Source organism: Nostoc sp., from assembly GCF_036919595.1.
Classification (GTDB): domain Bacteria; phylum Cyanobacteriota; class Cyanobacteriia; order Cyanobacteriales; family Nostocaceae; genus Nostoc.
Window position 1 is genome coordinate 38,809 of record NZ_JBALCO010000092.1, and the last position, 11,356, is coordinate 50,164.

16 protein-coding genes are annotated in these 11,356 nt (G+C 40.1%); 12 read left to right on the forward strand and 4 right to left on the reverse strand.

Annotation, left to right across the window (positions count from 1 at the left end; all coding sequences use genetic code 11):
• Positions 1–5: 5 nt before the first annotated feature.
• The 8 genes from V7K21_RS13430 to V7K21_RS13465 are packed head-to-tail and all read left to right on the forward strand — an operon-like array spanning position 6 to position 3,041.
• Complete coding sequence (locus V7K21_RS13430) at positions 6–536, forward strand: hypothetical protein (RefSeq protein WP_335174947.1); 531 nt, start codon at positions 6–8, stop codon at positions 534–536.
• Positions 536–745, forward strand: coding sequence for a hypothetical protein (locus V7K21_RS13435; RefSeq protein WP_335174949.1), 210 nt, complete (start codon positions 536–538; stop codon positions 743–745). The genes V7K21_RS13430 and V7K21_RS13435 overlap by 1 nt, the downstream gene beginning before the upstream one ends.
• 56 nt (positions 746–801) lie before the next feature.
• On the forward strand, positions 802–1,140 hold the full coding sequence (locus tag V7K21_RS13440; protein ID WP_335174951.1) for a hypothetical protein: 339 nt from the start codon (positions 802–804) through the stop codon (positions 1,138–1,140).
• Positions 1,141–1,142: 2 nt separating this feature from the next.
• Complete coding sequence (locus V7K21_RS13445; RefSeq protein ID WP_335174952.1) at positions 1,143–1,460, forward strand: hypothetical protein; 318 nt, start codon at positions 1,143–1,145, stop codon at positions 1,458–1,460.
• Positions 1,461–1,772: a hypothetical protein gene (locus V7K21_RS13450; protein ID WP_335174954.1), complete on the forward strand. Its 312-nt coding sequence runs from the start codon at positions 1,461–1,463 to the stop codon at positions 1,770–1,772.
• Between the two features lies 1 nt (position 1,773).
• A complete protein-coding gene (locus V7K21_RS13455; protein ID WP_335174956.1) occupies positions 1,774–2,445 on the forward strand; it encodes a discoidin domain-containing protein in 672 nt (223 codons plus the stop codon).
• A 32-nt stretch (positions 2,446–2,477) separates the two neighbouring features.
• Positions 2,478–2,846, forward strand: coding sequence for a hypothetical protein (locus V7K21_RS13460; protein WP_335174958.1), 369 nt, complete (start codon positions 2,478–2,480; stop codon positions 2,844–2,846).
• A gap of 3 nt (positions 2,847–2,849) precedes the next feature.
• On the forward strand, positions 2,850–3,041 hold the full coding sequence (locus V7K21_RS13465) for a hypothetical protein (protein WP_335174960.1): 192 nt from the start codon (positions 2,850–2,852) through the stop codon (positions 3,039–3,041).
• Here the strand turns inward: V7K21_RS13465 and V7K21_RS13470 are convergent.
• On the reverse strand, positions 3,038–3,394 hold the full coding sequence (locus V7K21_RS13470; protein ID WP_335174962.1) for a hypothetical protein: 357 nt from the start codon (positions 3,392–3,394) through the stop codon (positions 3,038–3,040). The two genes, V7K21_RS13465 and V7K21_RS13470, sit on opposite strands and share 4 nt — an antisense overlap.
• 67 nt (positions 3,395–3,461) lie before the next feature.
• Here V7K21_RS13470 and V7K21_RS13475 point away from each other — a divergent pair, with 67 nt between their 5' ends.
• A complete protein-coding gene (locus V7K21_RS13475; RefSeq protein ID WP_335174964.1) occupies positions 3,462–3,599 on the forward strand; it encodes a hypothetical protein in 138 nt (45 codons plus the stop codon).
• A gap of 488 nt (positions 3,600–4,087) precedes the next feature.
• Complete coding sequence (locus V7K21_RS13480) at positions 4,088–4,426, forward strand: caspase family protein (RefSeq protein ID WP_442948879.1); 339 nt, start codon at positions 4,088–4,090, stop codon at positions 4,424–4,426.
• A 190-nt stretch (positions 4,427–4,616) separates the two neighbouring features.
• Here V7K21_RS13480 and dnaA read toward each other — a convergent pair whose 3' ends face one another.
• Complete coding sequence (dnaA, locus tag V7K21_RS13485) at positions 4,617–5,999, reverse strand: chromosomal replication initiator protein DnaA (protein ID WP_335175113.1); 1,383 nt, start codon at positions 5,997–5,999, stop codon at positions 4,617–4,619.
• Between the two features lie 154 nt (positions 6,000–6,153).
• On the opposite strand from dnaA, the gene V7K21_RS13490 reads away from it, so the two are divergent.
• Both V7K21_RS13490 and def read left to right on the forward strand, forming a co-directional pair.
• Positions 6,154–7,395, forward strand: coding sequence for an HhoA/HhoB/HtrA family serine endopeptidase (locus tag V7K21_RS13490; RefSeq protein WP_335174966.1), 1,242 nt, complete (start codon positions 6,154–6,156; stop codon positions 7,393–7,395).
• Positions 7,396–7,654: 259 nt separating this feature from the next.
• Positions 7,655–8,185, forward strand: a complete 531-nt coding sequence (gene def, locus V7K21_RS13495) for a peptide deformylase (protein WP_335174968.1) — start codon at positions 7,655–7,657, stop codon at positions 8,183–8,185.
• A 156-nt stretch (positions 8,186–8,341) separates the two neighbouring features.
• Here def and galE read toward each other — a convergent pair whose 3' ends face one another.
• Positions 8,342–9,346 (reverse strand): UDP-glucose 4-epimerase GalE, encoded by a 1,005-nt coding sequence (gene galE, locus V7K21_RS13500; RefSeq protein ID WP_335174970.1) that lies wholly within the window; start codon positions 9,344–9,346, stop codon positions 8,342–8,344.
• Positions 9,343–10,752, reverse strand: coding sequence for a sugar transferase (locus V7K21_RS13505; RefSeq protein WP_335174972.1), 1,410 nt, complete (start codon positions 10,750–10,752; stop codon positions 9,343–9,345). Before V7K21_RS13505 ends, galE begins: the two co-directional genes overlap by 4 nt.
• Positions 10,753–11,356: the final 604 nt, after the last annotated feature.

The following is an 11,356-nucleotide window of genomic DNA, read 5'->3' on the forward strand; positions in this document are numbered from 1 at the left end:
AAAATATGTCTCACCGAAAATCAGAAAACTATCTTAAAGCCCAGCTTAAATATGCAACAGCTAGAAGAGAATATGAGGCTCCAATTAGAGAACTTGGCTCAACCGGGAAACACAGACAAACACAGAAATCTCGCTATACAGTGATGTCCCATCCTGAAGCAGAGGCTCTATATTATACGATTCACGGGGCCATTGAGTCGTATAAATTTTTTACAGAGGATGCGCTTTCAGAACTAGGATTACTTCCGCCAGCAGCCGATGGTAATCCACCCAAAGGTTTTAAGACTGCTAAAATTCACGCTACAAGATCTACCGGTGAGGGAACAGTGAAACACGCTAAAAATAGCGGTCGTCCTTACATGAGTTATCAACCAAACGGACAACAATCTAGTTATTCAGCCCCAATTACTTCTCCTGCCGGAGGAATCAAAGGGGTTGTAACTTTAGTAAAAGCTATTGCCTCAGCCAAAAAAGAGGTACTTGGCCCCTACGGTCGAATTTGGTTTACACCCGAATACTACGTGCTTATAGATTAATGAGTAGTTTTCTTTATCTTCCGTTTAACGTGCAAACAGGGGAACAAGATGGAGATTCGGTAGAGGCAATGATCCAAAGGTGCGTGGCTGCTCAAAAGCTACTCGTGGGTGAATTGCCTCCTGGCGAATTTTTAGACTTGCTTGATTATCAAGGTTTTGATGTTGTCCAAGTTGTAGACGCTTGCAATAAAGAATGTCCCGGAATTTAGTAATTTAGCGGTAAGGAAACTTACCAATGTTAAGCTCAACTCAATAATTTATCACAATGATTACTTATTCGGAACTTTCTACTTCTTTGCCGGCTGGTTCTCTAGAGTTTGTAGGAAACAGTCAAGTTAAGTTAAACTTCAATCAAATTACAGGAGATAACTTAACTTTTAATACGAGTGCTATTAAAGGGATATTAAAATTTTTAGAAGCATTGGCTGAATTTACAGTTGCGATTAACACAGCAAGAGCAGCCGCTAGCCCACCTTTAGCACCCATTGAATTATGTGAAAAGCATTTAACCGGAACAATTGACGCTCCAACGTTTCAATACGTTGTAGTAGTGGGTATAGACCCTGAGAGCTTTATCAATAATGTCATAGATCCAACTGCTTAAGAATGATAAACAATCCTTCTAACACATCTGCAAACAAATTTGATGAATGTGTTAATGATGAAAAAATTTTAAACAAAAATGTTCCGTCTGACATACTTGGAATCAATAAAACTAGAGCCTATGCATGTTTTGTTAATAACTCTTCAGGGGAAATCACTTTAATTTTGGGAAGTTCAAATACTGGAGCTATTAATAAAGGAATTATCCTCAAACCTGGAGGGGGAAGCTACGAAATCAATGCTAACAACCTTTACCAAGGCAAAGTTAGTGCAATTTCTGCCAGTAACTGTAAATTGTCTTATGTGGAGTGTAATTATTAAATGGCTCTTGTTAATCCGGCTCAAATTACAGTAACCCCCCCAACTAGTGATACTTCAACGCCTACCACAGTTGCTTCCTCTACTTCTAACCAAACTATTTTAGCTGCTAATAGTAATCGTAAGGGTGCGACAATCTGGAATAACAGCACAGCAATTTTATATTTAGAATTAGGCCCAACTGCAACAACAAGCGCTTTTACTGCCAAATTGTTTGCAGGTGGTTATTATGAAACACCATTTAATTACACCGGAGTAATTAGTGGTATTTGGTCTGCTATCAATGGAAATGCTTTAGTAAGAGAGTTGACTTAAAATGCCAGTAACTAATCCAATTATTGCTATACCTACCGAGGTAAGAAATCAAGTTGCAGACGGCGATTATGTTTTAATGGTTGCTTCAGATGGAACACTGTATAAAATTTTAAAAGCTGACTTTCTTAGTACAGGTACAACTAATCTTGAGATTAATCTCAACTATGCTTCAGACGGTGACACAAACGGATTATTTTACTACCTTGGGACAAACGCTAAAACAACGGACTGGAGCAATCCTACAGGAAACGGAGTCCTGATTAGTGCTAGTTCTACTGAAAACGGATCATTATCCAGCTTGGTAGACAGAGTTTCAAGTCAATGGTTCTCGAATATTAATGCAAATAATTACGTACAATTTCAACTTACAAATTGTAAGTTGAAACCCACTAAGTACAGCATTAAAACTAGGTCAAATAATGCCGATTATTATCCGAGAAATTGGCAATTACTAGGAAGCAATGATGGAATTAACTGGGATGTAGTAGATGAGCAAATAAATAACAACACACTAAGTAGCATTAGTCAGTGGTTAACAATACCCGTTTCAACAACTACAAAATACTCTTATTTCCGATTATTGCAAAACGGTGCAGATTCTTCGGGTGCGGGCTACCTATGCTTAGGAGAAGTGGAATTATACGGATTTTACACCCACAACTCAGCCGGATAACTGTCAATTCAAGTTTAGGAGGATATGCCAGAATGAATATTCACGATGACGTTGTTGTTATTGCTGGCATTTTTGCGATTATATCTGCTATTTATAAACTTGCAATTGAGCCAAGCATTAATTCTAAGATTTCCAATTTAGAAACCAAAGGCTTTTTGCTAATTGATAATTGTAAAAATAACTTGAATGATAAATTTGTCTTAACTGACAGAAAAGTCGATATTCACTTACAAGATTATGCTAACTACAAAGAGGCTAATCTTTTACAAGCCAACGGGTTGAACGAGAAAATTAATCACACCTGGAATAAGACAAAAGAATTATTTAGTGAAGAAAGGGCTGAAAGAAAAGAAATTCAAGCACTTATTCAAAAACAGCATGATTTGAAAAATCGTGAGTAATTTATGATTATTCAAGTTTTACAACTTATTGATTCACAAGGGCAAAAAACTGGATACTGGCGATTAACTGCTAGAACTTGTGAAAAAAGCGACCCTCAACCAATGTGCAATCATTTACACAGTTCTTATAAAGAAGCTTGGGACTGCCTAGAAGCCTGGCAAAAAGTTTTGAAACTTACCGGGGATTCACTCTAATAATTTTCATTGTCTGTCCACTCAAGCCAAAATTCGTTAGGGAGAAGTAATTGTAAAGAAATCGCGCTAACTCGGATTACTTCTTCTTCAAATCTCTGTTGATAATTTAGTGGTAGGTTATCCCATTCTGGCAAGAGCTTACCTCTGATTGCCATAGTGTTTAGCCGCTCTCTAGCAGCGTTGTAGGTTACTTCTCCTAATTGCACAAAATTCTGCATACTTTCGAGATGAATAAAACAATATGCTTGGGTTAAGACATTTATTCGTTGAGACAGCAGGGGAGATGAAGAGTTAACGTCTATTAGTTCTTTCGCCTCTGCTCCTCTGCCCCCCTGCCCCCAAGCCTTGCTCAACAGATTAATTTCCTTAACTGAACTGTATTGATGGATAGAACGATTTTTGATCGTCCTGCATTCCCTCGTGGCAGGATATCAGCAATTTGGTGTTAAGCCCTTAGTAATGGGGGATGTGGTGCGCCGTTCGACTCTATCAGCAGAACATATGCCCTGTCATCAAGTGCGATCGCCAAATTTTAGGCGTTCATCCGACTACTTTTAGGCAAGGTTTAGGCAGAAAAGGAAAGCTTGTAGCGATAAAATCCTTTGATACCAAGCTAAACCCGCTCTATTTCCGTTGGACTGAAAATCCTCGTGTCACCGATTGGGTGGCGGTCAAGTGAGTAGTGTTTGAGTAGCGCGATCACTGCTTGCGATCGCGAAAAATATGGCTAAAGATGGTACTTTTGAGTAGCGATTGAGTAGTACTATCGAGAAACAAGCCTGAAAGTACTGTGTAGCCAAGGAAGGAGCGCATTAGTTTGGAATTACCCCCTAATTAATGAATAGCCTTTTTTGAGTAGCTTTTGAGTAGCACTCAAAAATCTGGGTAGAGTAATTGGGCAACAAATCAATTAAGCTGGGAATTCAAGCACCTAACGCGGCAGAGAAGTTAACCTAAAAGCCAGTAGTTATGAGGATTTAGAATTCGCTCAGGCAGCTAGCAGAGGATTTTGTGAATAAGACAAATAAATACACAAGATAGTAAAGATGGCGAAGGTAGCACTGTTAATCGGGGTTAGTGAATATGAGCCGGGGTTGAACTCGCTACCTGGTGCTGTTAAAGATGTTGAAGCGATGCAGCGAGTTTTGGTAAACCCAGAGATGGGTGGCTTTGCTATGGCAGATATCACAGTGCTGAAAAATTCCCAAAGACAGGAAATAGAAGATGCTATCTACCACCTGTTCAGTAACCGTCAGAAAGATGACTTGCTGCTATTTTACGGTTATTTGAAAAGTCTAATTTATTACTGTTTCTTTTTGATATTAGGCAAGTTGACTATCTGTGGAAAACTTGTGGAAAAACTCAAGTACTTTTCCACCAGGTAATTATACTTAATTAAGTTTTATCAGCAAAATATCAAGTTTTCCACGGAATCTTCTACGAAAAGTAAGATTTTTTCCATAATCTAAGTTAAATTTAATCAATTTTTATATGTTACTTAATATTTTCAACTAATTATTTAGCCGTGAAAGCTCATAATCAGACTGCTGGTTGTGGAAAACTTAAAATACATCTTCAGGATGGTTTTTGAGAACGACTAGTCATATTGATGCGATCGCTCAGTTGGCGTAGTGTTTGTGCTAAGGTACGATCGCTCTCGTGGAGTTGGGTAATTTTATCGCAACTATAGATTACCGTTGTATGATCTTTACCACCAAACTCCTCGCCAATTCTCGGCAAACTTAGGGATGTATGTTGACGCATTAGATACATTCCTATTTGACGCGCCCAGCTAATCTCTCTTCGTCGTGAGTTACCTTTAAGGTCGTCTATTGAAACATCAAAATTATGCGCCACAACCTTTAAAATTGCTTCTGGGGTAGCTGCCATTTTTTCGTTAGGCGGTTCTAAAACTGGTGTAATATTTTCCACCGTCATCGGTAAGCCCCAAATAGAAATATAAGCTACTGCCCGAATTAAAGCTCCTTCTAATTCTCGAATATTAGAAGTATAGTTAGAAGCAATATACTCAATCACGTCACGGGGAAGACGAATATTTTCATCCTCGGCTTTTTTCTGCAAAATTGCCATTCTAGTTTCTAAATCTGGCTTTTGGATGTCTGCAATTAACCCCATAGAAAACCGAGAACAAAGACGTTCTTGCAAGCTAGGAATCTGGTTAGGAGGACGATCGGAAGCAATGACAACTTGTTTACCAGCTTCATGTAAAGTATTAAAAGTATAAAAAAATTCTTCTTGGGTGTATTCCTTCCCTTCCAGAAACTGAATATCATCAACTAATAAAACATCAGCGGCTCGGTAATGTTCTCGAAAACTTTGCATACTATCTTTACGAATCGCTGTAATTAAATCATTAGTAAACTGCTCAGTAGAAACATAAAATATTTTACAATCTGGACAAATTTCCCAGCGATAATGACCAATAGCCTGCATCAAATGAGTTTTACCTAAACCTACGCCACCGCATAAAAATAAAGGATTAAACTCCCTACCTGGAGATTCCGCAACTGCCAAAGAAGCAGCGTGAGCCATCCGATTGTTAGCACCAACTACAAATCGCGAAAATATATATTTTGAGTTTAATTCAGTAGTTTTTTGGTTATGATTAGGAACAGCTTCAGAAATACTGCTAGGATTTGGTGATTCCCAAGAAATCTCTCGTTCACTAAAATGAGAAACTTCATCACCTTGAGCAACGGTAATATAAATTCCCACCGGATGACCCAGAATATCTTGTACTACATGAGCAATGGTATTGATGTAGTACTTCTGTAACCAATTACGAGCAAACGGGTTAGGAGTACGGATTACCAAACAATTATTTTCTAATCGCTCCGCACTAGCAGTTTTGATCCAAGTTTCAAAGGTGGGTCGGGATAGTTCAAGCTGTAGGCGCTCTAGTACCTGACTCCACAGACTTTCTATAGGAATTTCCATCATCCACCACCTTTGCTGCTAATCGTCACAATAGAAGATAAAGCACCAATTTAGCATTGAGACACGCTAGACCTAGAATAAGCTTTTAAGTTGTAATCATTTTGGGACATACCCGGTAGGCACACCAGCGATTTATACGGAGAAGCAAGGACACATGAAGACAACAAACGATGATTTAGCGCCCAAAAAGATTGATACCAGGGGTTTTCCCTACAGGTTGTGGATGCTCTCATATGGGGTAGCAGTGGTGTTCTTAGGGAGCTGCTCTGTTCTACCAGCCAAGACCTTTGAGACTCGACAAAGCGACACTCAAGCCCAAAAAACAATAGAACCTAATCCGGGAATCATCCCCCCGCCGATTTTCTCGTCGTCTGGAGATCCTAATTTTGTGGTAAAAGTAGTGCAAAATGTGGGGCCTGCGGTAGTTCGCATTGATTCTTCCCGAACAATCACTTCTCGCGTACCAGACGAATTTAACGATCCATTTTTCCAGCGGTTTTTTAAAGACGCAGCGCCACAGCCTAGACAACGGGTAGAGCAGGGTAGCGGCTCTGGATTTATCATTAATTCCTCAGGTCAAATTGTGACCAATTCTCATGTGGTAGATGGTGCTGATAGAGTGACTGTCATACTCAAAGATGGCCGGACTTTTGACGGGAAAGTTTTGGGTGAAGACCCAGTAACAGATGTGGCTACGATCAAAATTGACGCTAATAATCTGCCAACTCTATCTGTGGGTAACTCCGATGCCTTACAACCAGGAGAAGCAGTAATAGCTATTGGCAACCCGTTAGGCTTGAATAATACCGTCACTTCTGGGATTATTAGTGCTACAGGTCGCTCTGGTAGTGATATCGGTGCTAGTGACAAGCGGGTTGATTACATCCAAACGGATGCTGCGATTAATCCTGGTAACTCTGGTGGCCCATTGTTAAATGCTCGTGGCCAGGTAATTGCGATGAACACAGCTATTATTCGAGGCGCTCAAGGCTTAGGATTTGCTATTCCCATCAACACTGTGCAAAAAATTGCCCAAGAATTAATTGCTAAAGGCAAAGTCGATCATCCTTATTTGGGTGTTCAGATGGTGACATTGACACCAGAAAATAAAGAAAGAATAAAAAATGTAGCAGGCGATGGCTTAAATATTACAGCAGATGACGGCGTTTTGCTGGTTGAGATTGTGCCGCGATCGCCTGCATCTGTGGCTGGACTACGAGTTGGCGATGTGATTAAAAGCATTAATAACCAGCCTGTTACTAAAATTGAAGAAGTACAAAAGCTAGTAGAAAAGAGCAAAATCGGGACTAAGTTACCAATAGAAGTGGAACGCAATGGGCAAATTGTCCAAGTAGGAATCCAACCTGCTCCTTTGCCCGTGAGACGTGAAGGATGATATTAGAAGTAAGGAGTAATGAGTGCTGAGTAGGAGAGAATAACTAATGCCCAATACAACTCTTAGAGAGGCTGTGCCCTAAGCGTAGCTATGCCGCAGGCTTTACGACGCCGGTTCCATCGAGTGACTTGTGCTGACTTGTACTGAGCGGCGTCGAAGTAGCGCAGTCGTTGGCGCAGCCTCTCGAAGAGAAGCAAGCCGAGATGCTCAGTACAAGTGCCCAATGCCCAATGCCCCGTTACCAAAAGGAGTTTTTATCATGACTGAATTAGCGCCAATAATTCAATTAGGCAATCCAACATTGCGTCAAAAAGCTGCTTGGGTTGAGAATATTCAAGATGAGCATATCCAAAAATTAATTGAAGACTTAATCGCCACCGTTGCCAAGGCTAACGGCGTAGGAATTGCTGCGCCTCAAGTAGCACAATCCTATCGTTTATTTATTGTGGCTTCCCGTCCTAATGCCAGGTATCCCAATGCCCCGGAAATGCAACCTACTGCGATGATTAATCCCAAAATCATTGCTCATTCAACTGAAGTTGTCAAAGATTGGGAAGGTTGTTTAAGTGTTCCAGGAATTAGGGGGTTAGTTCCTCGGTATAAATCTATTGAAGTGGAATACAGTGACTGTCAAGGCAACTTACAGAAGCAAGAATTAACCGATTTTATTGCTCGGATTTTTCAACACGAGTTCGATCACCTCGACGGTATCGTATTTGTAGATCGTCTAGAGAACACTCTCGATATGATCACTGAGCAGGAATATCAACAACGAATCGTTAACAATTAATAAATTGGACTAGTATAGCACTTTAACTCATGATGTATCACTAAGAACATCAAACCAGATGTTCCTAGATTACATTTGATGCTTCCTTTTTACTTAATAGCGATCACCTTTCAGGAAAAACTTTTTGGTTTACTGACACTGATTCAGTACTCCGAATCAGTGTATGGAGGATGTCACCATCAAATCTTTCTGGTGCATTTCCCAAGCTAGGGTAGTGTACACAATTTGATCTAAATCATTATATTTTGGTTGCCAACCCAGTAATTTAGAGATTTTATCAGCATCAGCGATCACACAAGCAGGATCACCAGGGCGACGTTCTGTTTCAATAACCGGAAAATCTACCCCAGAAATAACCTTAACCCGTTCGATAACTTGACGGACACTGTATCCTTGTCCATAACCACAGTTGAGAATTTGGCTTTTGTTACCTTGCTCTAGATAGGTTAAAGCATCTAAATGTGCTGCTGCTAGGTCTTCAACATGAATGTAGTCTCTAATTGCCGTTCCATCTGGTGTAGGAAAATCTGTACCAAAAATTTTTACTCCTAGTCTGCGTTTGAGTGCAGCATCACACGTAACTCGAATTAAATCAGATGCTCCTTTTGACATCTGTCCCAATCGGCCACCAGGTTCTGCTCCAGCAACATTAAAGTATCGTAAAATTACGTAACGTAAATCAGAAGCCTTTGCATAGTCACGAATCAGCCATTCACAAGAAAGTTTTGATCGCCCATAGGGGTTAATAGGTTCAGCTGGTGTGGATTCAGTAACAGGACTTGTTTCTGGTTGTCCATAAACAGCTGCTGTACTGGAAAAGATAATTTGGTTGACATCCATGTTGCTGCAACAACGGAGTAAATTCAGGGTGTTGCGAGTATTGTTAGCGTAATAGTCTAGGGGACGAGAAACAGATTCGGGTACGTTCAGACTGCCAGCAAAGTGTAACACTGCTGTAAATTGATGCTGACAAAAGACCTGACAGAGACATTCTGAATCTTTTAAATCACCAATAATTAACTCACCATGCAATACTGCTTGGGGTGAACCCGTAGAACAATTGTCATACACCACAACATCGTAACCTGCTTCGCCCAACTTACAAACCACGTGCGAGCCAATGTATCCTGCTCCACCAGTAACTAAGACTTTTTTATTCATCTGCCTTTACCCAGTAATACTACCCGAATGGTTTTGAAGATGATCGCTAAATCCAAAGCTAGGGAATAATTTTTGATGTAGTAGAGGTCGTAAGCTAATTTCTCGTAAGCATCTTCTACTGATGCACCGTAGGGATACATTACCTGCGCCCAGCCTGTGATTCCGGGTTTGATGACATAACGTAAGTCATAGTAGGGAATTTCTTGTCGCAGCTTGATATCAAATTCTGGCCGTTCTGGACGGGGGCCAATGAGGCTCATTTCTCCCCAGAGAACGTTTAAAATCTGTGGTAGTTCATCGATTCTAGTCAGGCGTAACCAGCGTCCGAATCTAGTAATCCGAGGATCTCGTTCGTTCGCCCACTGCACTCCCCGTTTTTCGGCATCCTGATACATGGAACGAAATTTGTAAACTCTAAAGGGCTTTCCTTCCAAACCAGTCCGCATCTGTGTGTATAACACTGGGCCTGGACTATCTAACTTAATTGCTAGTACTACTAGCAACATCAGTGGAGATAAAAACAGAAATAATGACCATGCCAGAATAATGTCTAATAACCGCTTAAGCTTTTGACTAATGCTGTCAGCCGCTAAATTAAAACCAGCACCAAAAGCCAGCCAGTTATCCTGAAGCAGAAATGAGGGAAGTTTGTGCCACAAGGTTTCACAAATATCGGGAATCCCGTAGATGGAGACACCAGATAAACGTAACTGCATCAACTGCTGTATCTCTGCACCAGATAATTCCATTGGAGTTGTTACTACTACCCCTGACCAAGGTTGTTGACTCCATTGGGGTAAGTCATTGAGGCTCCCCACAAAAACTCGATTACTTTTTGCTAACTCATTGGTGTTTGGCTCTGCTGTTGCTAGAACAACCAAGCGCCCTAATGAACTGTGTTCTAAAAAAGTTTTGCTAAATAAAATGGCTTTTTTACCTGCACCCAAAATTAGCCAACGGCTGTGTTGAGCTTGCGATCGCACCCACTTGGCTGCCCATATTCTTGATCCCATTGCCCAGATAGTAAATATGCCTAGGCTGGGGAGCAAAATTCCTCGTTTCAAGATCAGATCTTTCCCCCAAACATCAGTAAAGTAAATGAGAGCTGCGATAATACTACCAACAACAACATTACTAATCAAAATGCGGAACGGAGCGCGTAACCCTGCTATTTGGGTATCTGGATGGTAAGTATCTGCTAAATACAGCCCTGCGAGAACTAGGAAAAAAAATAAATAAATTAAAGGATCAAAACTATTCAGATTTTTATTCAATCGTAACCATAAAGAGAGAGACAAACTCAACAAGAAACACACTATATCCCCTAATAACAGTAATACACAGAGCAGATTATCTGTTTGAGAGAATTTCTTGGTTTTTTTGCCAACAGCAAGAGTAATAGTCATTTGCAGAAATTAGGAAAAATTAGTAAATTACAGCATACATCTAACAAAATTGGACACAATCAATAATTATCATGAAATTCTAATATAAAATTTTATTAGTGAAAAATATTTCAAAATCTCAGCAAAATCAATGATAATCCATCGAAAATAAAAGCCAGTATTTACTAAAAAAACCAAGTTTTATGAGCTTAATAAGAAAAGTCATATTGTGTGTTTTACCATATCTTTATTAACCCTTTATTTTTAATCCTTATTTTAGCTATCCAACCATGTAGAAATTACGTAACTATTTGAATTCATATACAAATATTATTTGATTTTTGAGAAAGCTCCGTACATCTGGAGAGACATAAAATCAGATGATAATTCAATTTCGCTAAATCTTGCTGTAAAAAGCTTATGACGAAATTTGTTGTTCATTATATTTATTGATTTACTTGGGGCGGTCGTCACTGAGCGGCTGGTGAGCGCACTTGTACTGAGCGCAGCCGAAGTAGTCGAACCGGGGATCTTGCTACGCGCAGTGTCTCGTAGAGAAGTGCGGGCTATGACGCTCTCTTATGAGACGCTGCGCGAACGAATACTCGCTAACGCTTCACTATCG

Coding starts and splice junctions, on each gene's coding strand:
- dnaA (WP_335175113.1), bottom strand. CDS start 5,999: ATGGAAATTCCTATAGAAAGTCTGTGGAGTCAGGTACTAGAGCGCCTA.
- V7K21_RS13450 (WP_335174954.1), top strand. CDS start 1,461: ATGGCTCTTGTTAATCCGGCTCAAATTACAGTAACCCCCCCAACTAGT.
- V7K21_RS13455 (WP_335174956.1), top strand. CDS start 1,774: ATGCCAGTAACTAATCCAATTATTGCTATACCTACCGAGGTAAGAAAT.
- V7K21_RS13490 (WP_335174966.1), top strand. CDS start 6,154: ATGAAGACAACAAACGATGATTTAGCGCCCAAAAAGATTGATACCAGG.
- V7K21_RS13445 (WP_335174952.1), top strand. CDS start 1,143: ATGATAAACAATCCTTCTAACACATCTGCAAACAAATTTGATGAATGT.
- V7K21_RS13440 (WP_335174951.1), top strand. CDS start 802: ATGATTACTTATTCGGAACTTTCTACTTCTTTGCCGGCTGGTTCTCTA.
- V7K21_RS13435 (WP_335174949.1), top strand. CDS start 536: ATGAGTAGTTTTCTTTATCTTCCGTTTAACGTGCAAACAGGGGAACAA.
- V7K21_RS13480 (WP_442948879.1), top strand. CDS start 4,088: ATGGCGAAGGTAGCACTGTTAATCGGGGTTAGTGAATATGAGCCGGGG.
- def (WP_335174968.1), top strand. CDS start 7,655: ATGACTGAATTAGCGCCAATAATTCAATTAGGCAATCCAACATTGCGT.
- V7K21_RS13460 (WP_335174958.1), top strand. CDS start 2,478: ATGAATATTCACGATGACGTTGTTGTTATTGCTGGCATTTTTGCGATT.
- V7K21_RS13465 (WP_335174960.1), top strand. CDS start 2,850: ATGATTATTCAAGTTTTACAACTTATTGATTCACAAGGGCAAAAAACT.
- V7K21_RS13505 (WP_335174972.1), bottom strand. CDS start 10,752: ATGACTATTACTCTTGCTGTTGGCAAAAAAACCAAGAAATTCTCTCAA.
- V7K21_RS13430 (WP_335174947.1), top strand. CDS start 6: ATGTCTCACCGAAAATCAGAAAACTATCTTAAAGCCCAGCTTAAATAT.
- galE (WP_335174970.1), bottom strand. CDS start 9,346: ATGAATAAAAAAGTCTTAGTTACTGGTGGAGCAGGATACATTGGCTCG.